Origin of the sequence: Paenibacillus prosopidis (assembly GCF_003337375.1) — a bacterium.
GTDB lineage: Bacteria > Bacillota > Bacilli > Paenibacillales > Paenibacillaceae > Pristimantibacillus > Pristimantibacillus prosopidis.
Genome location: NZ_QPJD01000002.1, coordinates 60,452 through 87,386, shown reverse-complemented (window position 1 = coordinate 87,386; position 26,935 = coordinate 60,452). Strand labels below are relative to the sequence as shown.

Here is a 26,935-nt window from a genome sequence, read left to right as displayed (position 1 = left end):
TCGGAGGTAATTACCTTGATAGATGTTGTTAAGCGTCATTAAGCGTTTCATTATCACAAACATCAGGATGACATCTGGTATTTTCCTTTCGGCAACGCTCAAGTTGTGCTTCACGATATGAGACTCCATTCAAGCACATATGAAATAACGGAAACCCACTAAATGGGGGAAGAGAATCCATACCTGCTGTTCATTCCCCGGGGCGTTGCGCACGGTTACCGCGTATTGGGAAACACGGCCGCTTATATCGTGTATTTCACCAACACAGCTTACGATCCGCGCAATCCGGATGAATACCGCATTGCTTACGAAGACCCGAAGATCGGCTTTACAGCTGGAGGAGGGATATACTCATGAAACGATTGCGACCGGTTCTTCGCAGAAGAAAGAGAGTTAGTAGACTCGGGCGTCGCCCGGTCCGGAAGCGGAAGTTTGCCGGCAAGGCCAAACCCGCTCGGTTCCGTCGTAATGCCACCCTGAGGCGAGGAAGGAAACGGCATCGCAAATATTCGCGCAAACGGCTGTATCCTAGAACGTACAACAGAGCGTACAACATGGCATTCAACATGAAATATGAAGAGGGCTTTCAGGCCGGATACGCGCAAGGGCTTCAGGAACCGTATCAGCCGCCGGCTTCATCGGATCAGCTCTCGGCCGCGCCCAATCCTGCTGTCGTCCCGTAATCGTCAGAAGGAGGAATGCTTGTGGTTCATCGAACGAACGTGAAACGGATTTCTCATGCAGTCCTCAGAGGGCGCGTGCACGGAGGCCGGGACGGCTATGCTTCGGGTTATGATTACGGATATCATTTGGCACGGTGCCAAAGCGTATTGAACACGTTCCATTCCTTGCATGAAGAACGAAGACATGTCCGAATCCTGTATGTGGAAGAGGGAAGCCTCGGATTTACGACGATTGATTTGGGGATTCAACGTGCTTTGAGTATACTTGCGGACGAAGTGGTGATCGTACGGCATTACGAAGATGCCATATCTCTTGCCGAGTCGGTGAGGCCGGATCTGGTACTCGTCCTGAACGGGATCTCGGCTGCCCGTATGTCACAGATCCAGCACATCCGGGAGAGAGGGTATAGAACCGCAGTCTGGCTTATGGACGATCCGTATTTTACCGACATCACGGCGGGTTTTGTTTCGTTGTACGATTATATCTTTACGTATGAGGCAGGGACCGTCGACTTCTACCGGCAGCTCGGCTGCAGCCGCGCCTATTACTTACCGGCTGCCGCCTGTCCCGAGACGGTGCGCCCGCAGTTAGTCGAGCCCGGCTATCGCGCTGACGTAACCTTTATCGGCACCGCTTTCGCGAACCGGATCGAATTCTTTAACAAGGTGACCCCCGCATTAGTCAAACGGAAGGTGGGCCTGTTTATAGCTGGCCGTGGTTGGGATCGTCTGAAAGATTGGAAGAAGCTGAAATCATCCATAGACCTGCGGGGGGTCATGTACGACCATAATATTCGTCATTATTCGGGCTCCCGTTTGGTCATTAACCTGCACCGCTCTGAAGATGAGAAGCTGAATTCCCGGAGGCTCAAGGCATTATCGCCTAATCCGCGGACTTTTGAAGTCGCAGCTTGCGGAACGCTGCAGCTCACGGATGTACGCGAGGAGCTCCCCCGTTTTTACGAACGTGGATCCGAAATTGATACGTTCGGCAGCCCAGAGGAGCTAGTCGATAAGATCATCTACTATATGTCGCACGAAGACAGGAGAAGTACCGTTGCGTTAAACGGATTATATAAGACTTTTCAATCGCACACGTATGTTCATAGGGTTAAAGAATTACTTAGCATAATATTCGGGTAACATGAAACTTGCAAGTACTGGAGGGGAGAGTATGCGAACCAGACGGAAATATGCCAACATCATGGCCAGTGCCCGGGCCGCCGGAAGCCATAACGGGTATACTCTTGGGTTTCAGAATGGCCGCAGGCTCGGACGCTGCGAAACCGTCATCCGTGCGATAACGAAAGAGTCGCACATTCGACACGGGATGTCCGTTTTATGTATTACATCCGGTTTAGGAGTTCCCTTTGCACCTATTGATAAGGCCGTGTTGGAGGCGCTGCAGATGCAGGTTGCAAGAGTCGGGGCCGTTTCGGCATTAGACGATATTGTGAAGACGGCGAGGGATTTCAAGCCGGATCTGGCGTTGGTGTTGCTGGGCATGCGCGTGGAGCCCGAGACCGTCAACAGGTTGAAAGCGATGGGTATTCGGACGGCCATCTGGTATTCGGACGATCCCTATTACACCGATATGACAAGGAACACGGCTAGGCATTACGATATCGTCTTCACCAATGAGCTAAGCTGTATAGAATTTTACCGTCAGCACGGCTGCCGCTACGTGTTTCATCTGCCGCTGGCCGCTCATTTCAAGGGGTTCCACCCGAAGCCGGTAAGAGTGTCCTACATGAGCGATATTTGCTTTATGGGCAGCGCGTATTGGCACCGGGTCGAATTTTTTGATCAAATCGCCGATTATTTAGCCACGAAGAACGTCCGGATTTTCGGCATTTGGTGGAAGAGGCTCAAGAGCTATTCTCGTCTGAAGTCCTCCATTCAAACGAAGTGGCTTACGCCTGAGGAAACGGCTAACTACTATAATGGCGCCAAAATCGTCATCAATCTCCATCGCTCGCCGCATGATGAGACTTTTAACAAAAATAGCGCGCGCATTCCCGCCTGGACGACGAATCCGCGAACCTTCGAAATATGCGCAAGCGGGACCTTTCAGCTAACGGACGCCAGGGAGGATCTGACGGGGCTGTACGTACCCGGTCGGGACCTAATCGTCTATTCATCGCCTGAGGAGCTTGTGTCAAAGATTGAGTATTATCTCCATAATGAGGAGGAGCGCAATCAAATCGCCCTAAGTGGTCTCGACCATACGGTCCGGAACCATGATTATCACCAAAGAATCGCAACTTTATTACGTACAATAAATGAACTACCCATATGACGCATACCGCTAACAGCATGCACGAAGGCCTAATTTGCTGGTCTATTATTTTTTTGGACGGACACACAGGTACAGATGACGTTCCGGCTCACTTGTTCTCCATATATATTGAACTACTGAAATGGTGGGAGCCTGGATTGTGGTGTTCTAGTAAAATATGTTGAATGACCCAACTAATGATGGAATCAAAGTTACGTCACCGATGGCGAATATTTGGGAATACCTACCGCCACAATCAAGAACGGAGGACTGCTGATGAGAAGACTTAAACGGCTGGGTACCCGATCGAAAACGGATTTGAATAGGGTAAGACGGCAGGCGAAGCAATATGGATTTTCGTTGGGACGGCGTTTCGGGTATTATCTTGGACGCTGTGAGGCTATCATCCGGAATATATCACCGCTCCCTGACCGAAACTGGAATATCAAAGTGCTCTATGTCGCCAAAGGCTATGTCCTTCCATACACAGCGATCGACAATGCGATCATCGATGGATTACGTGCTATTGTTCGAGAAGTGGAAATCTTTAATTGGAAACCTGGAGTACCCATGCAGCCCGATCTTGCCGAATTCGCTATTGCAGCGCAACCGGATCTGGTACTCGTCTTGGAAGGCCACACAATGGATGTAGCCCAAATTGATCGTATTCGTGAAGCCGGAATCCGCACAGCTATCTGGTTGACCGATGATCCGTACTATACAGACATTACGGCTGCCATTGTTCCCCACTACGATTACATCTTCACGTTGGAATTAAGCTGTCTGGAATTTTATCGCCAACTCGGTTGTACTCAAGTGCATTACCTGCCTTTTGCGGCTGATGTCAGGATATTTCGCCCATTACACGTCGATTTCTCCCGGCGGCGGGATGTATGCTTTCTCGGTAATGCTTTTTGGAACCGGGTGAAATTGTTTGACCAGGTTGCCCCGTATTTGGCGGGCAAAAACACCTATATTAGCGGTTTTTGGTGGAAAAGGTTAAAAAAATACCGAATATTAGCTAATAATATCGATCTGAACCGCTGGCTGGTGCCCGAAGAGTCGAACGTGATGTACAACGCTTCGCTTATTGCCCTCAATCTCCACCGGGCACATGATGACATCACGTTAAACAGTAACAGCAGACAAATTCCCGCGCTGTCGCCGAATCCCCGCGTGTTTGAAATTGCAGCGTGCGGCACGATGCAATTGACCGATATTCGGGAGGATCTCGGTCGCTTCTATACGCCAGGAGAGGAGATCGTGACATATTCTTCGCCGCAGGAGATGATCGAAAAGATCGAGTACTATCTTCATCACGAAGACGAACGGCAGGCAATTGCACTTCGGGCATTGCACCGTACGCTGCGGGAGCATACGTATCCGAAGCGTCTGGCGCAAATGTTGCAGGTCGTCTTTGGATAATTGAATGATCAAAGGAGGTAAAATTATGGCTCGTCCTAAAAAACGCGCCGGTCGAAAAAAATCGATTGTCCGCGTAAAAAAACGGAAGTTGGCCCGGAGAAAAGGCCGCAGACACCGGAGAGTATCCGTCAGAAACAGGGCGTACAATGCCGGATTTAATCAGGGGTATAACGAAGGGTTCAACATTGGGTTCGCCCAAGGACTTCAGGATGGAAGCGTACAGCTGATCGCTTAAACGAGCTGATCCGGAATTCGCACCCGCTGCTGACCGTATGGATGTCAAAGTGCTTTATGTCACTATCCATATCCACCGCTAGCAGGCGATCATTAGTGCGAGGTTCAAGTCTTTCATCTCGATGAAGCAGGGTCCCAATAGAAAAGTCGATGTGAAGATGGTCTAACCTCTAATTGCTCACTGTATCCTACATCTTATGAATCAGGGTATCCGCCCGGTTTGATCGTTAGAGACCGCAAAGGAAGCCAGCGATCTTCTTACTCCATCCATGAACTGTACATGGTGGGAGCGTAAGCTTACGTCTGTACCAATCAGCATTGATGACATAGAATCACCTCCTGTTGCAGAATAATCAAGCGAATCTCAGACATGGGTGCCCGTGGAAACCACCGACTTCAGCCTCATCAGCACACATCCTTAAGCGCCCGACAATGGGGGGTGCTATTCCCCAAGTAGAACATGAGTGATGGGTCACAGGTAACAGGTTTATAAAGCAGGACCTCTCGGTCCGCAAGGAGGGGAAGAGATCTCCTGAGAAAAGCTTGTCGACCCCATTGTTCTAATGGCAGGCCTGAGTTGTAAAGAAGCGTCCGCCAACAATGCGGTCTCCCGCATCCGAACGCATCCTGTTATTCAGTTGTGAATAATGCGCATGACAAAGTAACAGTAATGGGTTGTCCCATTCTGGCGATGTAACAAAACGGCAAGATTAATTAATTTAATCCATTCCCGGTATCCCCATCCTGTGTGGGGTAAAACGGGGTAAAACAAAAAGGATACGGGCTTACTGGTAATTAGCGAATTCTGGACAATCCCCATGGAGCAAAGGGTGAGCGGAAAGCTACCGATCAGGCTGGTAAAGCGGCTATCACATTGGAAGGTGTCAGGTGCTGCTAAGCTTTATATATCAGAGGCATATTTGCGTTCATGAACAGATCGAAGATATGCCTTTGGTTTTGTGCTTCATTAACTGCATTAACTGCATTCTGTCAAATTATTGTAAAAAGATCCCGTTTAACTCAAGTATTTTTCCTGTCACGGAATCGGTGAAATTGATTTCACAATAATGCAATTGAAACCCGAATTGCGCCAAAAAATTAATCATTTCAGTGAAAAGAGTTTGACCGGAGTACAGTGGTACAAGAGCCAGTTCCATTTCAATCGCCGATGTCATTTTCAGAATGTTGTTCGCTCCCTTAAGTGCTTCCATTTCATACCCCTGAAGATCCAATTTCAGATAAACCCGGTCAGTTTCTGGCAGAAGTTCGGAGCAATCGTTATCCAGACATCCAATTCTTACCGTTTCCACTCCTATATATTTCGAATCTGGCGCACTAATTAAATGTTGGTCAAGCATAGGGAGGAGTGAACTGCTGTAGGAATTCCCGGCAAGGTTGATATTGACGTACCCCTCCGCGGCTCCAAGAGCAATCTTATGGCAATCCCAAAGCGGATCCGGAGCAGCCAACTGAGCCAATTGGACAAATTCGGCAGAGGCAGGCTCAAACGAGATGATTCTTCCATTGTATCCGGAAAGTCTTATATTTTGTGCAAATTGTCCCTTATTTGCTCCACCGTCTATAAAAACAGTAATACCATAGTTTCGTAAGATAGCCATACGAGTTTGATGAAATACCTCAGGTTCCATAAGCCTTCTGTACATTTCATTATTAAGCATGTGTCAGCCCCTTCGAATAAATTTAATATATGATACGGATTCAGATACAGATGAGTAACGGCATGTCACTCTATGATACAAGCCTTAAAGCGAATAATCATGCCTATTCTCCGAATTATAGGTTAATGAACAAACCTCTACTCCGCGAATGCATAAGATTAAGTTATCAGTTCACCTATCCTAATTCGCAAAATTATAAATCAGTATTAGAGGGGGGCGTCTATTGAATCAAAAGAAAGATAAAGTTCGGATGAACCTTACCAGGTCTTTGGTGTCCAAAAGAAAGGTCTCAAGAATAAAAACGTTAACTAAAAGGAAAAGGAAATCTCGCCCTAAGAAATTCAATCTGATACGTTCACGAAAAAAAAGGAAATTGAGACTAAAAAGAAATTCTTTGGCACGCAAACGCTTGACCCGTGGCCGGAGAAATAAACACAAAAAGAGCAGGGTACTCCTAAGGATAAGGAACCGCACAATTCTGGTAATAGATCACTCCGTACCTCTTTACGATCAGGATACCGGATCGAGAAATATATACCAGTATTTGAAACTATTTGTAAGAATGGGGCTGCGAGTTAAATTTATAGGCGCGAATTATAGTAGTCCCCAACCGTATACTTCTGACTTGGAACAGCTCGGAATCGTGGTGCTGAGCAAGAAATATAATCATGATCAGGTTCTTTCCTGGCTCAGGAAAAATGGCAGAAATATCGACTATGTCTATTTGCTTAGACCGTATATTGCGGGACGTTACATGGAGGCGGTGCGTAAATTTACGAAAGCAAAGGTCATTTATAACGGCGTCGATTTCCATTACCTTAGAGAGCTTAGAAAATACGAAATTGACCGGAACCCGGAAACTCTTGCCTTTGCGGAGCAAATCAAAGCTCAGGAATTTAAGATTTTCGCAAAAAGTGATGTCATCTATACGGTCAGTGAATATGAGAGATCGATTCTTGCTGCTGAAATGCCGGACAAACGGGTGGTCGTGATTCCGACATATTTTTACGACCAACCATTCCCATTGGGAGGTAATATGGGCTTTGATGACAGAAGAGATATTACCTTTGTCGGTGGTTTTTCCCATCTGCCGAATTTGGACGGAGTGCTATGGTTTGTACACAGTATATTCCCGATTGTTAAGAAATCCCTGCCCGATGTGAAGTTCCATATTATCGGATCAAACCCACCGCAGGGAATTCTGAATTTGAAAAGCGAAGATCTTAACGTGACCGGATTTATATCCGATGACGAGCTGCTCAGTTATTACAGTTCCTCCAGAATTGTTGTCGCTCCCATTCGATTCGGAGCGGGGGTCAAGGGAAAGATCATCGAAGCGACTGCCCATGGAGTCCCGGTTATTACTACTTCCATAGGTGCGGAAGGCATTATGAATGCTGGAGAAATTGTCATTATCACGGACTCACCTGAGCAATATGCGGCGGAAATTATTGATTTGTATCAGAACGGCTCCAGATGGTCAGAGATTAGAAACAGACAGATTCAGTATGCCACGCAATACTTAAGTCCGGACTTTGCAACAGCTATGTTGATCCAGGACATCACGAATCAACCGGTCCGAATTGCCCAAGGATGAATGTCCAATTTCTTCAAGTTGATGAATATGTTTATATCTACGTCTCCATTCAAAACATATAGTAAGTTAAGATCTGCTTCTATTCTAGCACAGATCTAAATCTATTCCGGGAGGATATCACAATGGGTCCTGAAGAGTTTCCATTAGTCAGCGTAATCACTCCTTCATTTAATCAGGCTAGATATATCAGGCAAACCATCGAAAGCGTCCTGTCACAGGATTATCCCAATATAGAATATATCGTGGTTGATGGCGGATCGTCAGACGGCACATTGGAGATTTTACAGAGCTATGGGCATTTGGGAGATCGTTTTCGTTATATTTCGGAGCCCGATAACGGCCAGTCCCATGCGTTGAATAAAGGACTTCATATGGCTAACGGACAGATTATCGGCTGGCTTAATTCGGATGACACGTATTTACCCGGAGCGATCCGTAAAGCGGTAGAAATGTTTCGTGCCAATCCTCAGTTTGGCATGGTTTACGGCAAAGCATATTATACGGATGAAAATAACGTTGTACTTCGGCCATATGCTGTTGAACCGTATAAAAAAGAGCGATTATTTGAGACGTGCTTCATATGCCAGCCTGCCGCGTTTATCAGGGCGGACGTCTTTCGGAGCATGAACGGTGTCGACGAAAGCCTGAAATTTTGCATGGACTATGATCTGTGGATCCGAGTCTCCAAAAACCATCCACTTGGCTATATTGATGACGTGCTTGCGACTTCTCGCCTGCATGATGAATGCAAAACCATCGCTCATTGGGGCGATATTGGGCTGCCCGAAATCGTCCTTACGAGCTTAAAGCATTACGGCGCCGTGTCTGGAAGCTGGGTAAGAGAATTCCTGCGGGTGAATGGACCGCAATCAATGAAATGGTTGTTCGAACAAATTAAGGCCCATAACATTTTAGGTCCTCTGCCTACAATTACGGAAATGAACAGGTATTATGATCATTGGGTACCTCCCCGATTTCGAATCAATGTGGTTTCTTCCGAGGGAAATCCAAACATGAGAGTTCGGATTCAGGGAAGCCATATGATACCGAATCTAATGAAAAAACTATCTAAACGACTTCGTATCACGGTATACATCAATGGGAGAAAAGTAAAGAGGCTATCTTTCAAGAAGGGCCCATTCGTCATTGATCTCCCCTTTAAAACGCACAGAAGTAACAACATTATCGAGCTCGTATCGTCAACCAGGCTGGTCCCGAGGAAAGCAAAAATAAATGCCGACAGGCGCGTTTTAAGCAGTGTCATTCATGACGTAGTTGCTTATTCCGCCGCCGAGCAAAAATTATACCAGATTTTAATGACGAATCCGATGGAGGTCGGAAATTGGTTCCGGCAATACGGAGTTAGGCGGTGAATCCATCGATTGAAAGGACTGACAAACGGGAATATGGAATTATCAAATAAGCGGATTGTTGTAACGGGCGGCTCGGGATTTTTGGGCCGCCATGTGGTGAACAGGCTTCAATCAACAGGTGTAAGTCAATTATTTGTACCGAGAAGCGCAGCTTTCGATCTTAGAAAGGAACAAGATATCTTACGGGTGCTGGAGACTTTTCGTCCCGATATTATCATCCATTTGGCTGCCGTCGTAGGAGGAATCGGAGCTAACCAGAAAAATCCGGGAAAATTTTTTTATGACAACTTGATCATGGGAGCTCAGCTGATGGAGCATTCCAGATGCTTCGGGGTAGAGAAATTTGTAGCGATCGGCACCATTTGCTCTTACCCAAAATTCACCCCTGTACCTTTCAAAGAGAGCGATATTTGGGAGGGCTATCCGGAGGAAACCAATGCCCCTTACGGTTTAGCCAAAAAGATGATGCTCGTTCAATCCCAGGCTTATCGTGAGCAATATGACTTTAATTCAATCTTTTTGCTTCCTGTCAACTTGTATGGTCCATGGGACAATTTCGATCTGGAGACGTCTCACGTCATTCCGGCCATCATACGAAAGTGTCTTGAAGCGAAGGAGCAGGGCAGTCCGAATATCACACTTTGGGGAAGCGGCAATGTAACAAGGGAGTTTATTTATGCCGAAGACGCCGCAGAGGCGATCGTCAAAGCGACGGAACAGTATGATAGTTCCGAGCCGGTGAACATTGGGTCAGGCCAGGAATATACGATCAGAGATTTGGCTGAAATGATCAAGAAGCTGACGGGTTACGAAGGCGAAATCGTATGGGACCAAAGCAAACCCGACGGCCAACCTCGGCGAAAATTGGACACGTCCAGAGCCAAAGAAAGATTTGGCTTTGAAGCAAGCACCGATCTGGAGACGGGCATTAAAAGAACGATTGAGTGGTATTTAAAGGAGAAAAATAAATAATCGTGTGAAAGAGATGAAAGAAGAGGGGGGAAAGAAATGAGTGAACTGGAATGGATCAAGTGGGAGATGCAGGGGAAACCGGTCCCTCCTCCGGATGTTGTAAAACAATTCACGGTAAGATCATACGGTAAGCAATACTCTCTACCAACACTCATTGAGACAGGAACTTTCCTGGGGGATATGATTAGCGCGGTTAAGGATTCATTTCAAAGCATTATTTCTGTGGAATTGGAACCTTCTCTGTATGAACTCGTCAGGAAGAAGTTTTCTACGGAGCCTCACATTTCCATTGTATTTGGCGATAGCGGTGAGGTGCTTCCGGGCATATTGGCCAACATCAAGCACCCCTGTTTGTTTTGGCTTGACGGACACTGGTCGGGAGGGTATGTGAAGACAGCGAGGGGAGCATTGGAGACTCCGATCCGGCAGGAGCTGCACCACATTTTCCAGCATCCCGTTAAGGAGCATGTCATTCTGATCGATGATGCGCGCATGTTTACCGGCCAGAATGATTATCCGACACTGGATGAGCTGAGAGCTCTTGTAAGAAGCTATGACGCATCGTTGCAATTCCACCTGGAGCACGACATTATACGCATTCACAGATAAACCTCTAACGGGATCGCTAACTGGATCCGATTACTAGTCTAAGAATGGAGGATCAAATCTTGTCAATCCCTATCATGTTTTTACATTGGACCGATAACGATTACTTAGCTTATACGTTGCGGCAAGCCAAAATCTCGAGTCCGGCATCCGATGTCATTTTAATTGGAACTGATATTAACAATAAATATTGCGGCGATGGCATCCATCATGTGCAGATGCATAACTACTATCATGGAGCGGCCGAATTCGAGCGAGTCTATAAACATTTAACCCCTAACGAATATGTTTATAACCGTTTTTGTTTTCAGCGTTGGTTTGTTTTAAGGGATTTTATGAAGACACATCATTTTACAGAATGTTGGGTACTTGATACAGATATCATGTTATATACCGATCTTAGTAATCCTAAATATAAATGTTTTTCCGGAGAATGGACCTGGACGACCTATATAACATTGAAAGAATTGGAAGAACTCTGCACGGTCACACATATTCACTTCCAAGAAGACAATTTGTTTGAATACCTCAAATACTTTACTAAACAAAAAGACGCATACTCCAGAACACATGAAGGCTACGCCATATCCGATATGGTCACCCAAACGCTTTATTACGATAACTATTTGTTAAGAGACCGAATGTACGGGGTATTCGAGGATTCTTTCTTTGATAACGAATTATTCTCAGCCCACCCCGGGGTCGAAACACTGGATAACAAGAAAAAAATATACCTGATTAACGGTAATTTAATGTGCAGAAGAAGCGACAATGGCCAATTCATCAAAGCGATTACGATACATTTCACTCAATCTGTCAATAAAAAATATATTCCGCATTTTTACGGTCCGAATCTGTCCCCTTACAATTATGGCTCATATTATTTCGATTATACGTCCTGTCAATGGATTCCCACATCCTTATAAAGAGATAAAGAGTTACATGTCTCTGGTAGATTAGAGTTATGATCGGGGAGGAAATCAAATGCAAAGATTTTGGGAAAAAATTGTAGGTCCGATTCTACAGCAAGAGCAACCGAAAACTTTGGTAGAGATCGGAGCGCTCTATGGAGAAAATACAGTTAAATTGTTACATTATGCACACCAAAATAATGCGGTTGTTATCGTCATAGATCCATTCCCTGCATTCCATGAGTCGCAATGGGGAGAAACGCTGCGGCAACACATGATTTTGCTCCGGGAATATAGTTTGGACGTATTGCCCAGGCTCCAATGGTATGATGCGATTTTGATTGACGGTGACCATAACTGGTATACCGTTTACCATGAATTGAAAGAGGTGGAGAAATTCGCGCAAAGAACAGGCGCATTTCCACTTATATTTTTGCACGATACGGAGTGGCCATATGGTCGGCGTGATTTGTACCATAATCCTTCCATTATCCCAATACATTTTAGACAGCCTTATGCTCAAAAAGGGATCGTTCAAGGAGTTAGTCAGTTGGTGGATCACGGATTCAACTCAACTTCGTTTCATGCCATTCACGAAAACGGCCCTAGGAACGGAGTAATGACGGCTATTGAGGACTTTTTGAGGGAATCAACATTCCCGCTTTCATTACACCGCGCCCATTCTAACAACGGCTTGGCGATCATATCACTGACAGACGAGAAACGTGATGCGTTTATTAAACATGTTATCCAACAATCAGGGCTATAATGGAGTGGGTTATTCCCCGATTTGAATTGGTAAATGACTGGAGGAATCGGTAGTGCCCATCCCTATCTTATTTTTCCATTGGAGCGATGATTATTATTTAGAACATGTATTAAAGCAGGCCAAGATGGCGAGTCCCGCATCTGACGTCATATTGATTGGAAACCATAATAACAGCAAATATGCTACCGATGGCATCAAGCATGCGATGATTCATAACTACTACCAAGGAGCAGCGGAATTCGAAAGGGTTTATAAACACATGACCCCTAACGAATATTTCTATAATCGTTTTTGCTTCCAGCGGTGGTTTATCTTAAGGGATTACATGAGGGCACATCATATTACCGAATGTTGGGTGCTTGATACTGACGTCATGTTATATGTTGACCTGAACCTTACAGAATATAAAAGATTTTCTGGAGAATGGACCTGGACGACTTTTATCACATTGCAAGAATTGGAAGAACTTTGCATGGTTACTCTAATTCATTTCAAAGAGGACTCTTTGTTTGAATATCTTAAATACTACACCAAAGAAACGGGACATTTTCATGGAATGTTGGCTATATCTGATATGGTTACTCAAAAGCTGTATTATGAAAAATATTTGAATAGAACCGATGCAACTCAAGGGGTTTTCGGAGATTCTTTATTTGACAGAAGCATATATTTTTACTTGCCCTATTTCTCCTCCCCCGGATTCGAAACTCTTGATAACAAGAAAAAAATATACCTGATTAATGGCGTATTAAAGTGCAAAAGAAGTGACAACGGCCAGTTCATGAAGTTGAACTCTGTTCATTTTACTACCCACGCTAATAAAAAATATATCCCGCATTTTTATGAACCGCATCTATCTCATTACAAAAATGGAGCATATTACTACGACTATGCTACTCTACAATGGCTTCCCACATCCATCATCCCTGTATGAACTCGAAATTTGAGGAAAACATTGAAGGGATTTTATAGAAACAGGTGTCAGGAACTCTCGATTGTTCGGGAGCTTCTTTTTTCTTTTCTTAATAGTTTCAAAGAACCTATCAGTTTCCAAGAAATTCCACAAAGTAAGCGGCTCGAATAACTATTCAATTCTATAATTACCAGAATATAGTATAGTGTGAGAGGACAACAAATCAAATAAAAGGAGTGAATTAGAACATGCCTATTGTTTCAATTCAACGAGTCGTAAGCAGTACAACGACTACGGTAACCGCTATCGACAGAGCAACGGCAGTGAGCAACTTGTTGGCAGGCACTCCGCCGAATGTCGTCAATGTCGGGAATAGCGGGCCTTGGCCTGAGATCGTCAAGTATACGAATGATAATAATACCGCTTTCGCCGGTACACCAGACCCACAAATCATCTGGAGTCAAGCTTCTCCTCTTTCCGGCGAAAGCCGCGGTTTCGCTGCTCAATCAGTTGTCATTCCGTTATCCGTCGGCATCATTAACAATTTTCTCATTTCATTAGCCGTTTTTGCCGATAATGCCCATTTATCCAGAATTCAAGTTGTGAATGATGTGGGTGTATTTTTGGTGCCTCAACCTACCGGACTGGATGTGGATTTGCTTGACGGACCTATGAATGTTTTTACAATGGAGCCCCCGCCTTTCAGCTGGCAAAGAGTCCGTTATTACACCATTCCTGTCTCTCTTGGACTTATTTCTGTTCCTACAAGTGTAAGATTAATCTTTTCTTTTACTGTCGCCAACTATATCCAACCTGATGCCGGCAACAATCCAGCCGGACTCGCCTTTATCGCAGATATTTACTCCGATTTTTCAATAACACCATAACTTGTAAGTTTTGTCCCCTCACAAAAAAAAGTAAGGATCGATCGGGCAAGCGGAAGCTCTCCCGGTCGATCCTTCTTATTTAACAGAGAAGCTGATTCGACGAATTCAGCTGTCGTTTTTTTGTGGACCAATCCTTGTTTTCTCATAAAATGGGGAGATTCCGGTTACTATTCGTCCATGCCAATGACTCTTTTGAACACAGGATAAGACGGCTCTTACCTGTCCGAATTGCTTTTAAAGGTTATGCGGTTCATGGTTTGCAACGAAGATCCTCTCTGCACAATACGAATCGGATCGATCATCTAGTGGAGGATCCCGACCTGCAGGATCGGAAGCTTTTCCTGCATTACGGCGACCTCACGGATTCGATGAACCTGGTCCGCCTCATCGGGAAGATTCAACCGGATGAAATCTATAATCTGGCCGCGATGAGTCATGTACATGTCAGCTTCGATACGCCGGAATATACGGCTAACGCAGGCGGAATCGGAACGCTTCGGATATTGGAGGCCGTACGAATTCTTGGACTGACTCAGAAGACGAAGATTTACCAAGCGTCGACTTCCGAGCTGTACGGTATTTTGCAGGAAATTCCGCAGACGGAGAAAACCCCGTTTTACCCGCGCAGCCCCTACGCCGTTGCCAAGCTTTATGCATATTGGATTACGGTCAACTATCGGGAAGCTTATGGATTATTCGCTTCGAACGGCATTCTTTTCAATCACGAAAGCCCGTTACGGGGGGGGAACGTTCGTTTCGAGAAAAATCACGAAAGCCGTAGCGCGAATCGCTCTCGGACTGCAGGATAAGGTGTATTTAGGTAATCTTGACGCTCAAAGAGACTGGGGGCACGCCAAAGATTACGTAGAAGCCAGATGCAGTGTTGATCGACGGCGACCATAATTGGTACAGCGTTTATCATGAATTGAAAGAGGTGGAGAAATTCGCGCAGAGAACAGATGCATTTCCACTTGTATTTTTGCACGATACCGAGTGGCCTTATGGTCGGCGTGACTTGTATCATAATCCTTCCCTTATACCAACATAGTTTAGAAAGCTTTATGCTCAAAAAGGTATCGTTTATGGAGTTAGTCATTTAGTGACTCATGGGGGATTCAACCCGACTGCGCATCATGCCATTCACGAAAATGGTCATAGGAACGGAGTATTGACGGCGATTGAGGACTTTTTGAAAGAAACCCCATTCCCTCTTTCATTACACCGCGCCCATTCTAACAATGGCTTGGCAATCATAACGGTGAAAGACAACAAACGGGATGCGTTTATTAAATAGGTTATCAAACAATCTGTGCTATAAAGGAATAGGATGAAAAGGGATTGAGCAGGGCGGCAATTCTGCTCAATCCCTTTTCGGGTTGCGACTCTACTAAAATCACTATTGAATTGCTATTCTTTAAAAATACTAGAGTCTATGTGCAATCGCCCATGTAAATTTAATATTATGAATTGAATCAAAAAAAAGTGATTCATAACAATAGATTAGGAGAGTGAAGTTGCTGTTAGACAGAAAAGTAGACATGGAGAACCGAGAATGAGAAAGAATAATAATAATATCTAAATTCGAGATGATCGACATGACGAACGATCATCGCTTCGTGTGCGGTATCGCGAAGATGTGTGCTACATTCCATGTTTCCAGAAGCGGATACTACAATTGGACTAAACGTAAGGCAAGTAAACGAGAGAAATGGAGTAAGAAGCTGGTTCACCGCGTACGACGTATTTTCTTGGACTCGCGTCGATTGTTCGGAAGCCCTCAAATCGCTAAGGTATTACGCAAACAAGGCACGACGGTATCAGAAAAGACGGTGGCAGCATTATGAATGCATTGGTACAGTGAAGAAATATAAAGCTACGATCAACTCTAAGCACAATCTCACGGTTCATGAGAATGTGTTAAATCGGCAGTTTAACGTGGAGAAACCAAATCAAGCCTGGGTGACAGTTATCACCTATGTTGCCACTGATAAAGGATGGCTCTATTTAGCAAACGTCATGGACCTATACAGCCGTAAGATCGTGGGCTTGATGACAAATAAGAACTGGTCAAACAAGCACTAGACCAGCTTACAATCAGCAACGACCACGCGGTGAAGTTTTACACCATTCTGACCGAGGCAGCCAATATGCTTCTCATGACTATCAAGCAAGGCTAAAAAAGTATGGCATGAAAGGTAGTATGAGCCGAAAAGGGAATTGCTACGATAATGCTTGCATCGAATCGTTCCATAGTGTCCTGAAAAAGGAGCTCATCTACTTGGATAAATTCAAGACGCGTGAGCAAGCTCGAAAGTGCATTTTTGAATATATCACATGCTTCTATAATAGAAAGAGGATCCATTCTTCCATCGGATATTTCACGCCCAATCAATACGAACGTGTGTACCGTCCTGCTGTGTAATTTTCTCGATTCTATGTGTCTACTCTATTGACAGAGGTACAAGTTTCTATGCCGATTACCAAAATAGCAACTGTGGTAAGTGATCCGACCGACACTTGGTTCTCTACTTCGAGTAGAGGAGATGCAACAGCAGGGGCGATCACTGGAACCCCTTCCGCAACAAGGGGAGTAGTACTTGATATTGGGAGAGTCGGGTCTTCTTGGCCCGAACTGCTGTTTTATCCTTCTGTGGGTGCTCCCAATCCTGCGTATGTATGGAACGATAACGCTCCCGCATCGCCTGAAACATTATATTTTGCTCTTCCAACGTACTTCTTCGTAGCATCCTTCGAAGTAGTTAACTATACGACCGGTGGCACTATTAGTCCTGCAGCCTTGCAATACATTGTCGAGTTGTATGACGAATATATTACCGACTTAAGAACCGTTTGCAAGTTCAGTCGTAAAGTTAACTAACTAGGGGCTGTCCCATAAGGTCTGAAAAAGACCTGAGTGATAACGAGGCCACTGAAGAAATTAGCTTTTTTTAACGGAGCTAAAGGAACAAATCAAATGACGACCACTTTCCATATTTGTGGAAATGTGGTCGTCTTTTCGTCTTTATAACAAGCTTGCTTCAATATGTTCTTACTTCATCAGTTTCAGTATCCTCTTTAAATTTACCGTGAAGATCGCCATCGCCTCTTGTATCTCCATGCCAACAAGACCCAAGGTTGACGCTACATCGTACCCGTGCCTGTGTTTCTGCTCGCTATTCTTCGCTTCAATCTTGTAACGTTCCTTTACTTTTTCTTGTGGGCTCCTGCTATATCCAATGTTGTTTTATTCGATCCTTGCATCCTGATCTTCCGAGATCCTAAGCTGTTCAAGGTCATCTGCGACAGTTTCTTGAGCAGATTAAGCGATTCTTTAACTTGGGCAGTGTACAAACACCACCTTCTACTTCAAGCACCTTGATGAGTTTCTGGCAGTAGGCGATTTCGTCTTTCAGCACATCGCTTGTATTCTTCGCCGGGAACTTGGCTTTAGGGATTCATAGATAAAATGGGACTTCTTCAGTGGCCTCGGGATAGCCCGTATTTTTTTGTTTTAGGAAACTATGGGTTGATGAACAACCCGTAGCTCCGTAAATGCATACGATGAAATGATTAGACTATTGCTGCGTGAATGAATAACGATCAAGAGACCTGCCGGCAATTCCGACGGCATTCATGAAAACGAGGAGGAAAGAAATGAAAGCTTTACTCACAGGGATCACCGGATTTGCCGGAAGTCATATGACGGAGTTTCTGCTTGCCAAAAACGTCGAGGTCATCGGCACGGTTCGTCAAAGGAGCCGTATGGATCATATTCGTCATTTATTAAAGGACATTCATTTGTATGACTGTGAACTAAGAGATTCTTTTTCCGTAAGGACTTTAATTGAGCGTGTAAAGCCGGACCTTATTTTTCATCTAGCCGCTCAAAGTTTTGTTCCCACTTCATGGAACTCGCCTATTGATACGATTCAAAATAACATCAACTGTCAACTGAATATTTTTGAAGCCGTAAGACGGTGCGGTATCGATTGCAAGATTCAAATTGCATGCTCCAGTGAGGTATACGGCCGTCTGGAGCCGCATGAGATTCCAATTAAAGAAACGAATCCATTACGTCCATTAAGTCCTTATGCAGTCAGTAAAGTGGCTCAGGATTATTTGGGATATCAATATCACCAAAGTTACGGATTAAATGTTATTCGCACGCGGGCTTTCAATCATTCCGGACCGAGAAGAGGGGAACACTTTGTTACCTCCAACTTTGCCAAACAAATTGCTCAGATTGAAAAAGGTAAACAACCTCCGGTTGTTTCTGTCGGAAACCTTCAGGCCCAGAGGGACTTCACGGATGTGCGAGATGTTGTTCGCGCATACTGGCTTGTTTTGGAGAAAGGAGAGCCGGGGGAATGCTATAATATCGCTTCAGGAACGTCATGGTCAATAAAGGAAATGCTCGACAAATTGCTTGCCTTAAGCACAGTAGAGATTGAAATTAAGGAAGATCCGGCTCGCTTACGTCCCTCCGATGTGGAAATATGGCTGGGGGATTATTCCAAGCTTCATGCGCAAACCGGTTGGAGGCCGGAAATACCTTTCGATCAAACATTGTCCGATCTATTGAACTACTGGCGCGAAAGAGTTTAAAAACCATTTTGAAAAGCTCGTCTCTGCTATCTATAAAAATGGGGAATGATCCACTAGTATTCGTCCATGCCGATGACTCTCACGAACGTACTATGTTACATGGTTGAAATTTCTTGAAAGGAGTCAGCATGCATGAGAGTGGCACTTATTACAGGGGTTACGGGACAAGACGGCGCCTACCTGACCGAATTGCTATTAAATAAAGGTTATACGGTTCATGGTTTGCAACGAAGATCCTCTCTTCACAATACGAATCGAATCGATCATCTGGTGGAGGAGTCAAGCCTGCATGACCAGAAGCTTTTCCTGCATTACGGTGACCTCACGGATTCGATGAGCCTTGTCCGCATCATCGGGAAGATTCAACCGGATGAAATCTACAATCTGGCCGCAATGAGTCACGTACATGTTAGCTTCGATACGCCTGAATATACGGCTAACGCGGACGGAATTGGAACGCTGCGAATATTGGAAACCTTAAGAATTCTAGGATTAACAAAGAAGACGAAGATTTATCAAGCGTCGACGTCCGAGCTGTACGGTTTGGTTCAAGAAGTTCCGCAGAGCGAGAAAACTCCGTTTTACCCCCGCAGTCCTTATGCCGTTGCCAAACTTTATGCGTATTGGATCACTGTAAATTATAGGGAAGCCTACGGAATGTTCGCTTCAAACGGCATACTCTTCAATCACGAAAGCCCGCTTCGGGGTGAAACTTTCGTTTCGAGAAAAATCACGAAAGCCATAGCGCGAATCGCGCTAGGTCTGCAGGATAAGTTGTATTTAGGCAATCTTGACGCTCAAAGAGATTGGGGGCATGCCAAAGATTATGTAGAAGCTATGTGGTTAATCCTGCAGCAAGAAAAACCGGATGATTATGTGATCGCCACCGGAGTGACGACGAAAGTAAGGGAGTTCGTAAGTATGGCTTTTGCCGAGGTCGGCATCGAGCTGGAATTTACAGGGGAAAAGACGGAAGAACGAGGCTCCATCATAGCTTGCCATCATCCGGATTACCAGCTTCCGATCGGTCAAGAGGTCGTTCGTGTCGATCCGGGGTATTATCGTCCCTCAGAGGTGGATTTATTATTGGGGGATCCCGCGAAAGCGAAAAGGGTGCTTGAATGGGAGCCGAAATATGATCTGAAGGCTTTGGTGAAAGAGATGGTCATGTATGACATTCAAGAGGCCGGAAAGGGAAGATCTGGATGAAAATCGTATTACTGTCCGGAGGCTCAGGACAGCGTCTGTGGCCATTCTCCAATGGTTCCAGAACCAAACAGTTCCTAAAAGTGTTAAAAGACGAAAAAGGCGAGCTTGAGTCGATGGTTCAAAGGGTTTGGCGGCAATTGCAGGAGGCGGGATTGGCGGGCTCCACGTACATTGCCACGAACGGATCCCAGGAGGAGCTCATCCGAAGCCAGTTGGGGGATTCTATCCCGCTTATCATCGAACCGGAGAGAAGGGATACGTTCCCGGCTGTCGCCCTCGTATCCGCATACTTGTTTTCCGAAGCGAATGTACCTGAGGATGAGGCAGTCTGTGTCCTGCCGGTGGATCCGTTTGTAGAGAACGCATTTTACGATAAAGTAAAGGAGCTGGAAGACGTTCTGCAGCATTCGGATGTCCAAGTAGCTCTAATCGGCTCCAGACCGACGTATCCTTCGGAAAAATACGGGTACATCGTACCAGCCAGCCGTTCAAGTGATTCCTCTGACACGGCCATTCCTATAAAAAGCTTCATCGAAAAACCTAACCAAATGGTGGCAGAGCATCTGATCGAATCCGGAGCGCTTTGGAACTGCGGCATTTTCGCATTTAAGCTTCAATTCCTATTAGGCCTGCTGCGTGAAAAAGGATTTCCTGTCACGTACCCTGAACTCGCCAAAGAATATGATACGCTCTCCAAAACCAGCTTTGATTATGAAGTCCTGGAAAAAGCCAAGCAAATGAAAGTCATTGTTTACGAGAGGGAATGGAAGGATCTTGGCACCTGGAATACGCTGACTGAAGAGATGAATAATCCAGTGACCGGTAAGGGCATTGTCAGCACGGATTCCACGAATAGCCATGTCGTAAATGAATTGGATATACCCGTCATACTGTTAGGTCTTTCCAACATCATCGTGGCGGTCAGCTCCGACGGGATCCTGGTGTCTGACAAAGCGGCAAGCCCCCGCATAAAAGATATGGCAGAGCTCTTCAAGGATATTCCGATGTATGAGGAACTTCGTTGGGGCTGGTATCGGATATTGGATTTCTCCAGACGGGAGAAAGAAAACGATACCTTAATTAAGAAGATAGTCATACATGCTGGTGAGCATATTCGGACCCATTACCACCGGAGCAGAAAGGAAATATGGTGTATTCAGTCAGGTACAGGGATGGCCATTTTGGAGGGTAGACTTCATCGGGTTCAATCGGGTGATTGTCTGCAGATTCCGGAAAATACGAAACACAGTATAATGGCTTTAAAAGAGCTTACACTGATAGAGGTTCAAATCGGTAGCGGTCTCATAGGGGAGGATACGTTCGAGGAACCTTGAGAACGGAAATTCCGTTCGAAGATTTATTAAATTATTGGCGTTAGCAGTCGTAATATATTAGCGATCAAAAAAGATAATAGCAGGGAAAGAAGGCTCCCTATTCGGAAGAGCCTTCTTTGTTTGAAATTATTCGCTTGAAAAAGTCGTCATGTTTTATCTTCTGATGCAGTTCAAGTTAGGTGGTTTTCGTAGATTCTATGGTCCAGCCCGCTACTTTCGTACCCCTAATGACCGCTTCTTTAATAGATAATCCCTTTGCTAGCCCCATGACCTTACCCGAAAAGAATGCATCCCCCTGTGCCGCTGGAATTGACAGCTTAGCTGGAAAGAAAGGTTGATAGCCCGATTCTTTCGTGCTGGTGTCGTAATAAATTGAACCATTTCCCCCCATCGTGATCACCATCGATCTCATTCCCGCTTGTCAACGAATTGAATCAGGGCATGTATTTTTTGATCGATGCTCTTTTGAGTAAAATCTGGCAATGGGGACATTCAAATCAAGTTAAAGGACAAAATGAGTGCTGGACTTGAACATTCTTTCCCATACCGTTCGATGAACTCCTAAGGAGAGCAAGATCCGGCATTTGGGAAATGGAACCGGCAAGCTCCTTATCCAGGATGGCCATCTATATGCCCATTCCCCGACTATTAGTCTTTATGAGATGTTGGATGTACACCCTTGATCTCCGGAGTCTTGGTGCAATGTCTTTTTCCATCGCTGTTGAATCAATTCCGCTACATTCCTGCCTATGCTGCCATGCACAAACCGGAGGTTTCCGGGATTATTTGTAGCACATTAATAGTTTTGCTTGGCAAAACCTTTACAATCTAAAAATATCGTGCCAATAGCCAAAAGTGAAAGGCACACTTTGATCTTACCTCCTTGCGTAGAAGGAAACCCATTTTTACTGTATTCGTTTTTTGGAAAGCATGGAACGCTCTGTACACCAAAATTTGTTAATACGGCAAATATGCTGCCGGTGGCATCAAGCATGCGATGATTCATGACGACTACCAAGGAGCAGCGGAATTCGAAAGGGTTTATAAACACAATCACAAATATCAGTGGGGACTAAAAAAGATGACTCCTGTTCAGTACAGGAATCATCTCTTAAGTGTGGCCTAGCACTCTTTTTTAAAAGTGCCCTTGACTAAGGGTCCAGTTTACCAATCGTAAATCCATCCACTTTTTATTATAGAGGGTTTCTCGGTGTCCAGCTATTCGGAGCAAGGTCAATATATCCTTTTATTTCAAGTAAAATCATTTCGGGGGTTAGATCCGAGTGGCTCTCGGATAAGATCAAACGATATTCCTCTGAATTAAGAATTTGTGTAATGATATATAACCGGCTTATTCCTCGCTTAAGAGCTAATAAAATGGATTGCAGACCCTGTTCATCAGGTTCCCGCCCTAGAAGGTTCCTATAGACTTGAATGGAGAAATCAAGGTTATTGGGTAAGTGAAGAAGATTGCTTATCATAATAACAATAGTTTCTATTGTAAAGTGTAACAATTCTTTGAATTGTTTGGCGATACTTTCTAACGAGAATCCGTTTTTTATATCCAGTTTTGCCTTTAAAGCAATTTCTTCTCTCTTTTTGTGATTTTCAAATGCTTCACGCATGGTTTTCTTTACAGTTTGTTTGGTTACTTTTGCCCATTTATGCCCTAAATAGAGTTCGGGTCTGGTCTTTTGCAGCTCATCATGAACCGGTTCCAATTTCTTTTCCGGTTCCATTAGAAAGGAATTGCTTTCATTCATAAATTCAGTAGAACCGCCCCAATTTACGGAAATAACCGGTTTGCCCATGGCCATCATTTCCATCTGCGGCATTCCCCAGCCCAACGCCCTTTCTGTAGAAACATAACAGGTGCAGCTCGAATATAACGATAAAAGACTTTCGCGGGGGATTTTTCCCATAATGAAATGGATGTGGGGGTTGTTAATTTTGTCCGGAATATATGATGAGATCACATCGAGAACATTATCTTCTTTTGTCCAGTTAGGGACATAAATCTTCAATATGAGACTGACATCTTCCGTAATTGAAAACTCTTCACAAAAGCTAGGTATGAGTAAATCCAATCCTTTCCGGTAATCAAATGCCAAGGTGTATAAAAATTTAAAGGACTTTACTTCCGGAGGAAAAGGATATGGAGGGAAAGTTTTATCATACTGCGCATAATCGATGGTATGATTCAGAATTTTTACTTTTGAAGGCTGGACACCATATTTGGTAAATGTCTCATAGTTGAAATGGGTAAACACCCATATCTCATCCATCGTATTGCATAAATTTGCCCAATGTTGAGGAATCCGGTCTGTTTCAAATACTGTTACTCCAATTTTTTTTATAAAATTGCCCTTCTTTATTCTGTCAAAATATTCGGGCTGTCCATGAATGAGTAAAACCGGGGTATCGCCCAACGGAACATTAGAATTTAGGGCATTGGAAATCAAGCGAAAATCATCTTCTCCAAGTTCTTGATCTGCATCTCCAATATCAATAACGTTTAAAGGAAGTCCGGTAAGTTGCAATGCTCTGATATAATTTCGCGATGCATTGCCATACCCCCCGATATCGCGTACAGGTCCTGCCCACAATATACCTGAAGGTAAAACCATGATTTCTATCTCCCCTTACTTAGATAGTTGTTCCATTGTTGTTTTATGTTATCTTTTCCGAATAATTGAATCGCTTTATTTCTTGCATTTTCACTGATTGTTTTGGCAAGTCCATGGTCTAACAATAAATTATGCAAATATATTTTTAACTCTAGAATATCGTCGGAAACGAATCCTTCCTTGCCGTTTTCAATAATCTCCTGAATTTCAAATGTCTGCTGTTTATAAAACTCATGATTGCCTAGCTTTTCCCCTATGGAAACAATGGGAATACCGGTCATAAATGCCTCAATAAATCCAAGTGTATAACTCGTGACCTGAGTGCCGGTATAAAAAAAGACGCGATTTTCTCTCAACTCTTGCTTTAATTGTTCATAGGTTAATTCCCCTGAGCTTTCGGGCACCCCCTCGTTCCCTCGGCCAAACAGTTTAAATGGATATCCGCTGCATGTTTTTTGAAAAACATCGTAATTGCAATCGATCGCTCGTTCTCTCATTGACTGATTTAAAGCCATGATTTGACTCTTGTTTCCAATCCATCCATTATATTCTGTTGGATCTTTGTAAAACCGGATCACCGCATCTTCTCCAATGTAACCGGGGATCATTCTTTCTCTAGGCGAATAACGCACGATTTCCAAACCTTGATTACGGTAAGGCTGGAGGACTTGTTCAACCCCAGCGACTGATTGACCGATGGACCGCCAAATTACCCGTTTATGCTTTATCTTCTCCCAGTTATTAATAACGATTGAGGGCGTATGCATAATGATTATTATGTCTTTATCTTTGATCAAATCTGGATGCAGATCATCTTTGGGGGATTGGTCAACCAAACTCGCGAAATGCGGGTCATAAGGCATTTCAGGAATAGGCGGGCGGAGTCGACTTCCTAAATGCGGACGGCAATATGCACCATGAGAAAAACATTCGTATCCTAATTCAGTAAACATTTTCAACTCATCATACTCTAATACCTCATGTACCGACACATATAAAATACGCATGATCCCATTCCCTTCTTTCTATCTGTTCTCTTTAAGAAGCAATACTCATACAAAATAATTTATGCATGACTTTAGAGGTTGTGTTTCCCAACATTGCCCAAAAAATTGGACTAAATTATAGTTTCATTTGCTCTCTGTGCCGCATAGTTTAATATGAATGCTCATCGAAGGGGGGATTTATTATGAGCAGAATCGACAGAGAAACTTTTTTTAAAATTTTCGGCAGCGGTGTATTCGTTGGAGAACGGCCTTTTTTCACTCAGCAAGATGTAGAGCCATTAGTTGCATTCTCTCGGAAGTTTCACCCTAAAACAGTAATCGAAATCGGCATTCAAAGAGGAGAGACGGCAAAAATTATTCTAGACAATAGTCCATGGATTGAAAGATATATAGGAATAGATTTAACGCCCGGTTCTCAAACTCCATTAGCTATTCAACAATCGGAAGTACCTCAAATAGCAGGAGAATGCATTAAGAATGACACAAGAGTAGAGCTGATTTTAAGACCAAATGGTTCAAGGGATATATCCCCAGAAGCTCTCCCTGTAGCTGATTTAATATTCATTGACGGCGATCATTCTTCTGAGGGTGTTTTGTTTGATACACATTTAGCACGACAAGTGATAAGAAAAGGGGGAGGCATTATTTGTTGGCACGACTACGGAAATATGTTTGTGCCCGATGTGACGGCAGTAATTGATGGGATGAATAGAATTGAAGGGGATCGAATTTGTCTTATCGAAGATGGAACTTTATGTTTTCAGTTTTGCACGGAAGGTAGATAATCCTCATATAGTAATGAGATGTAGTTAATTGAATCCTTTTTTTAGCAAATATAGTATTTAATGAATTATTTTTTCTGTTTTACACACATTAAGAAGATATAGTAACTAGTCATACTTTAAGACAAGGAATAGTATTCGAAGTCTCAAGAGTTGAATTATCTAAATTCTATTATAACGCCAGGAAGCAAAGTTCTTGATGCAGGTGCAAATATTGGTTTGATGTCTATTCCCTTGGCGAAAATTGAACCATCAGCAACTATATATTGTTTTGAACCCGTTCCGTTAATATGCGCTGTTAAATCTCAATATTGTTCTAAATGATGTTAAGAATATTTTTGCTTTTAATTATGCATTGGGTAAGCAAAAAAAAATTGTAACTTTATTTAGAAATAATCAGTAGCTTTGATAAACATAATTTCAATTTGTCAAGCAGTTTTGCATGAAAACCATGATGTAAATTGTGCTAAAGATGTGATATTTAAGTCGGTTTTGTCCATAAAAAAACCTTATTATTAGGGGAACAGGTAGTCCTGTCCAAATCACTAATAACAAGATCGCATGGACAAGAATACCATAAAATCCACGTTAACGGAATACCTGATTCCGTTAAATCCGAAATTGATGCTAGAACAGATTGAACAGTTGGATCTGGACAAGTACGTGAAGAAACTGGATAGTGTAACCACAGCTAAACTTTTCGTTTTCGCTCAATTGATGCAGATTCAGTCGTACACCGACATTAGCTTAAATGTGAAGCAGAACGGGAAACTACAAGAAACGATCAATTTGACGACCATCAGCACATCCCAACTCTCCCGGAAATGGCGCGAGATGGATCCCGCTTTTCTGGAATCCGTGTTCCGCGATTTTGTGCAAAAATTGTTCCAACGTTTAGGCATGAGCAAAGCCGCCGGTAAGCGCTTTCTTAGATTCAGGGTTAGCTGACGATAGCCATAAATTCCGTCCACTTGCTCGTATAACACAATCATAGCCTGTGTAAGTTGCAGATTTCCCTGCTCGTGAACGCTCTCTTTGCGATTC

General features: G+C 44.0%; 27 protein-coding genes and 3 pseudogenes. 23 read left to right on the top strand and 7 right to left on the bottom strand.

The genetic code is table 11. The annotated features are described in order from the left end of the window. Positions 1-42: 42 nt before the first annotated feature. The 6 genes and pseudogenes from DFP97_RS02630 to DFP97_RS02605 form a co-directional block, all read left to right on the top strand. Positions 43-357, top strand: a pseudogene (locus DFP97_RS02630) (dTDP-4-dehydrorhamnose 3,5-epimerase family protein); the annotation flags it as partial. Next, a complete protein-coding gene (locus DFP97_RS02625) occupies positions 354-683 on the top strand; it encodes a hypothetical protein (protein ID WP_114378423.1) in 330 nt (109 codons plus the stop codon). The pseudogene DFP97_RS02630 and the gene DFP97_RS02625, both read left to right, overlap by 4 nt. 21 nt (positions 684-704) lie before the next feature. Continuing rightward, positions 705-1,826, top strand: a complete 1,122-nt coding sequence (locus DFP97_RS02620; RefSeq protein ID WP_181873336.1) for a CgeB family protein — start codon at positions 705-707, stop codon at positions 1,824-1,826. 31 nt (positions 1,827-1,857) lie between these two features. Further along, positions 1,858-2,982: a CgeB family protein gene (locus tag DFP97_RS02615; RefSeq protein ID WP_181873335.1), complete on the top strand. Its 1,125-nt coding sequence runs from the start codon at positions 1,858-1,860 to the stop codon at positions 2,980-2,982. 255 nt (positions 2,983-3,237) lie between these two features. Continuing rightward, on the top strand, positions 3,238-4,386 hold the full coding sequence (locus DFP97_RS02610; RefSeq protein WP_114378420.1) for a CgeB family protein: 1,149 nt from the start codon (positions 3,238-3,240) through the stop codon (positions 4,384-4,386). 25 nt (positions 4,387-4,411) lie between these two features. Continuing rightward, entirely contained in the window at positions 4,412-4,621 is a 210-nt protein-coding gene (locus DFP97_RS02605; protein ID WP_114378419.1) for a hypothetical protein, read from the top strand. Positions 4,622-4,822: 201 nt separating this feature from the next. Here DFP97_RS02605 and DFP97_RS31115 read toward each other — a convergent pair whose 3' ends face one another. After that, positions 4,823-4,948 (bottom strand): IS110 family transposase, encoded by a 126-nt coding sequence (locus tag DFP97_RS31115; RefSeq protein ID WP_147275013.1) that lies wholly within the window; start codon positions 4,946-4,948, stop codon positions 4,823-4,825. Positions 4,949-5,615: 667 nt separating this feature from the next. Continuing rightward, entirely contained in the window at positions 5,616-6,299 is a 684-nt protein-coding gene (locus tag DFP97_RS02600; RefSeq protein ID WP_114378418.1) for an FkbM family methyltransferase, read from the bottom strand. Between the two features lie 544 nt (positions 6,300-6,843). Between DFP97_RS02600 and DFP97_RS02595 the strand changes: the two genes are divergently transcribed. The 12 genes and pseudogenes from DFP97_RS02595 to DFP97_RS02530 all read left to right on the top strand — a co-directional run bounded on the left by DFP97_RS02595 (position 6,844) and on the right by DFP97_RS02530 (position 17,205). Then, positions 6,844-7,896 (top strand): glycosyltransferase, encoded by a 1,053-nt coding sequence (locus tag DFP97_RS02595; RefSeq protein ID WP_181873334.1) that lies wholly within the window; start codon positions 6,844-6,846, stop codon positions 7,894-7,896. Between the two features lie 122 nt (positions 7,897-8,018). Beyond that, the gene (locus DFP97_RS02590; RefSeq protein ID WP_114378416.1) at positions 8,019-9,269 is read left to right on the top strand and encodes a glycosyltransferase family 2 protein; all 1,251 of its coding nucleotides are present in this window, start codon (positions 8,019-8,021) and stop codon (positions 9,267-9,269) included. 9 nt (positions 9,270-9,278) lie between these two features. Next, positions 9,279-10,241 (top strand): GDP-L-fucose synthase family protein, encoded by a 963-nt coding sequence (locus tag DFP97_RS02585; protein WP_245975865.1) that lies wholly within the window; start codon positions 9,279-9,281, stop codon positions 10,239-10,241. A 36-nt stretch (positions 10,242-10,277) separates the two neighbouring features. Beyond that, positions 10,278-10,850, top strand: coding sequence for a hypothetical protein (locus DFP97_RS02580; protein WP_114378415.1), 573 nt, complete (start codon positions 10,278-10,280; stop codon positions 10,848-10,850). Between the two features lie 59 nt (positions 10,851-10,909). Beyond that, on the top strand, positions 10,910-11,773 hold the full coding sequence (locus DFP97_RS02575; RefSeq protein ID WP_114378414.1) for a hypothetical protein: 864 nt from the start codon (positions 10,910-10,912) through the stop codon (positions 11,771-11,773). Between the two features lie 58 nt (positions 11,774-11,831). Further along, entirely contained in the window at positions 11,832-12,527 is a 696-nt protein-coding gene (locus DFP97_RS02570; RefSeq protein WP_114378413.1) for a class I SAM-dependent methyltransferase, read from the top strand. Positions 12,528-12,579: 52 nt separating this feature from the next. Continuing rightward, the gene (locus DFP97_RS31355) at positions 12,580-13,461 is read left to right on the top strand and encodes a hypothetical protein (protein WP_114378412.1); all 882 of its coding nucleotides are present in this window, start codon (positions 12,580-12,582) and stop codon (positions 13,459-13,461) included. Between the two features lie 227 nt (positions 13,462-13,688). Next, positions 13,689-14,327, top strand: coding sequence for a hypothetical protein (locus tag DFP97_RS02560; RefSeq protein WP_114378411.1), 639 nt, complete (start codon positions 13,689-13,691; stop codon positions 14,325-14,327). A gap of 219 nt (positions 14,328-14,546) precedes the next feature. Then, positions 14,547-15,197, top strand: a pseudogene (locus DFP97_RS02555) (GDP-mannose 4,6-dehydratase); the annotation flags it as partial. A 725-nt stretch (positions 15,198-15,922) separates the two neighbouring features. Beyond that, entirely contained in the window at positions 15,923-16,171 is a 249-nt protein-coding gene (locus DFP97_RS02545; RefSeq protein WP_181873332.1) for an IS3 family transposase, read from the top strand. 212 nt (positions 16,172-16,383) lie between these two features. Beyond that, complete coding sequence (locus DFP97_RS32205; RefSeq protein WP_114378407.1) at positions 16,384-16,749, top strand: integrase core domain-containing protein; 366 nt, start codon at positions 16,384-16,386, stop codon at positions 16,747-16,749. 48 nt (positions 16,750-16,797) lie between these two features. Beyond that, positions 16,798-17,205, top strand: a complete 408-nt coding sequence (locus DFP97_RS02530; protein ID WP_114378406.1) for a hypothetical protein — start codon at positions 16,798-16,800, stop codon at positions 17,203-17,205. A 171-nt stretch (positions 17,206-17,376) separates the two neighbouring features. Here the strand turns inward: DFP97_RS02530 and DFP97_RS02525 are convergent. Beyond that, a pseudogene (locus DFP97_RS02525) lies at positions 17,377-17,544 on the bottom strand (IS5/IS1182 family transposase); the annotation flags it as partial. A 437-nt stretch (positions 17,545-17,981) separates the two neighbouring features. On the opposite strand from DFP97_RS02525, the gene DFP97_RS02520 reads away from it, so the two are divergent. The 3 genes from DFP97_RS02520 to DFP97_RS02510 all read left to right on the top strand — a co-directional run bounded on the left by DFP97_RS02520 (position 17,982) and on the right by DFP97_RS02510 (position 21,475). After that, complete coding sequence (locus DFP97_RS02520; RefSeq protein ID WP_114378405.1) at positions 17,982-18,932, top strand: GDP-mannose 4,6-dehydratase; 951 nt, start codon at positions 17,982-17,984, stop codon at positions 18,930-18,932. Positions 18,933-19,064: 132 nt separating this feature from the next. Then, on the top strand, positions 19,065-20,141 hold the full coding sequence (gene gmd, locus DFP97_RS02515) for a GDP-mannose 4,6-dehydratase (protein WP_114378404.1): 1,077 nt from the start codon (positions 19,065-19,067) through the stop codon (positions 20,139-20,141). Continuing rightward, the gene (locus DFP97_RS02510) at positions 20,138-21,475 is read left to right on the top strand and encodes a sugar phosphate nucleotidyltransferase (protein WP_114378403.1); all 1,338 of its coding nucleotides are present in this window, start codon (positions 20,138-20,140) and stop codon (positions 21,473-21,475) included. The genes gmd and DFP97_RS02510 overlap by 4 nt, the downstream gene beginning before the upstream one ends. A 175-nt stretch (positions 21,476-21,650) precedes the next feature. Here the strand turns inward: DFP97_RS02510 and DFP97_RS02505 are convergent, their stop codons facing one another. The 4 genes from DFP97_RS02505 to DFP97_RS02495 all read right to left on the bottom strand — a co-directional run bounded on the left by DFP97_RS02505 (position 21,651) and on the right by DFP97_RS02495 (position 25,109). Next, complete coding sequence (locus tag DFP97_RS02505; protein ID WP_181873330.1) at positions 21,651-21,878, bottom strand: PfkB family carbohydrate kinase; 228 nt, start codon at positions 21,876-21,878, stop codon at positions 21,651-21,653. A gap of 393 nt (positions 21,879-22,271) precedes the next feature. Beyond that, a complete protein-coding gene (locus DFP97_RS30585; RefSeq protein WP_181873361.1) occupies positions 22,272-22,481 on the bottom strand; it encodes a hypothetical protein in 210 nt (69 codons plus the stop codon). Between the two features lie 187 nt (positions 22,482-22,668). Beyond that, positions 22,669-24,102, bottom strand: coding sequence for a glycosyltransferase (locus DFP97_RS02500; RefSeq protein ID WP_114378401.1), 1,434 nt, complete (start codon positions 24,100-24,102; stop codon positions 22,669-22,671). A gap of 5 nt (positions 24,103-24,107) precedes the next feature. Beyond that, positions 24,108-25,109: a glycosyltransferase family protein gene (locus tag DFP97_RS02495; protein WP_114378400.1), complete on the bottom strand. Its 1,002-nt coding sequence runs from the start codon at positions 25,107-25,109 to the stop codon at positions 24,108-24,110. Positions 25,110-25,291: 182 nt separating this feature from the next. On the opposite strand from DFP97_RS02495, the gene DFP97_RS02490 reads away from it, so the two are divergent. Together DFP97_RS02490 and DFP97_RS02485 are read left to right on the top strand one after the other, a co-directional pair. Beyond that, positions 25,292-25,894: a class I SAM-dependent methyltransferase gene (locus DFP97_RS02490; protein WP_114378399.1), complete on the top strand. Its 603-nt coding sequence runs from the start codon at positions 25,292-25,294 to the stop codon at positions 25,892-25,894. 558 nt (positions 25,895-26,452) lie between these two features. Then, entirely contained in the window at positions 26,453-26,839 is a 387-nt protein-coding gene (locus DFP97_RS02485; RefSeq protein ID WP_114378398.1) for a hypothetical protein, read from the top strand. Positions 26,840-26,935: the final 96 nt, after the last annotated feature.

Coding starts and splice junctions, on each gene's coding strand:
- DFP97_RS02530 (WP_114378406.1), top strand. CDS start 16,798: ATGCCGATTACCAAAATAGCAACTGTGGTAAGTGATCCGACCGACACT.
- DFP97_RS02485 (WP_114378398.1), top strand. CDS start 26,453: ATGGACAAGAATACCATAAAATCCACGTTAACGGAATACCTGATTCCG.
- DFP97_RS02500 (WP_114378401.1), bottom strand. CDS start 24,102: ATGGTTTTACCTTCAGGTATATTGTGGGCAGGACCTGTACGCGATATC.
- DFP97_RS02560 (WP_114378411.1), top strand. CDS start 13,689: ATGCCTATTGTTTCAATTCAACGAGTCGTAAGCAGTACAACGACTACG.
- DFP97_RS30585 (WP_181873361.1), bottom strand. CDS start 22,481: ATGAATCATCGCATGCTTGATGCCACCGGCAGCATATTTGCCGTATTA.
- DFP97_RS02600 (WP_114378418.1), bottom strand. CDS start 6,299: ATGCTTAATAATGAAATGTACAGAAGGCTTATGGAACCTGAGGTATTT.
- DFP97_RS02625 (WP_114378423.1), top strand. CDS start 354: ATGAAACGATTGCGACCGGTTCTTCGCAGAAGAAAGAGAGTTAGTAGA.
- DFP97_RS02615 (WP_181873335.1), top strand. CDS start 1,858: ATGCGAACCAGACGGAAATATGCCAACATCATGGCCAGTGCCCGGGCC.
- DFP97_RS31115 (WP_147275013.1), bottom strand. CDS start 4,948: ATGTCATCAATGCTGATTGGTACAGACGTAAGCTTACGCTCCCACCAT.
- DFP97_RS02570 (WP_114378413.1), top strand. CDS start 11,832: ATGCAAAGATTTTGGGAAAAAATTGTAGGTCCGATTCTACAGCAAGAG.
- DFP97_RS02505 (WP_181873330.1), bottom strand. CDS start 21,878: ATGGTGATCACGATGGGGGGAAATGGTTCAATTTATTACGACACCAGC.
- DFP97_RS02610 (WP_114378420.1), top strand. CDS start 3,238: ATGAGAAGACTTAAACGGCTGGGTACCCGATCGAAAACGGATTTGAAT.
- DFP97_RS02545 (WP_181873332.1), top strand. CDS start 15,923: ATGACGAACGATCATCGCTTCGTGTGCGGTATCGCGAAGATGTGTGCT.
- gmd (WP_114378404.1), top strand. CDS start 19,065: ATGAGAGTGGCACTTATTACAGGGGTTACGGGACAAGACGGCGCCTAC.
- DFP97_RS02580 (WP_114378415.1), top strand. CDS start 10,278: ATGAGTGAACTGGAATGGATCAAGTGGGAGATGCAGGGGAAACCGGTC.
- DFP97_RS02520 (WP_114378405.1), top strand. CDS start 17,982: ATGAAAGCTTTACTCACAGGGATCACCGGATTTGCCGGAAGTCATATG.
- DFP97_RS02590 (WP_114378416.1), top strand. CDS start 8,019: ATGGGTCCTGAAGAGTTTCCATTAGTCAGCGTAATCACTCCTTCATTT.
- DFP97_RS02495 (WP_114378400.1), bottom strand. CDS start 25,109: ATGCGTATTTTATATGTGTCGGTACATGAGGTATTAGAGTATGATGAG.
- DFP97_RS02510 (WP_114378403.1), top strand. CDS start 20,138: ATGAAAATCGTATTACTGTCCGGAGGCTCAGGACAGCGTCTGTGGCCA.
- DFP97_RS02490 (WP_114378399.1), top strand. CDS start 25,292: ATGAGCAGAATCGACAGAGAAACTTTTTTTAAAATTTTCGGCAGCGGT.
- DFP97_RS02605 (WP_114378419.1), top strand. CDS start 4,412: ATGGCTCGTCCTAAAAAACGCGCCGGTCGAAAAAAATCGATTGTCCGC.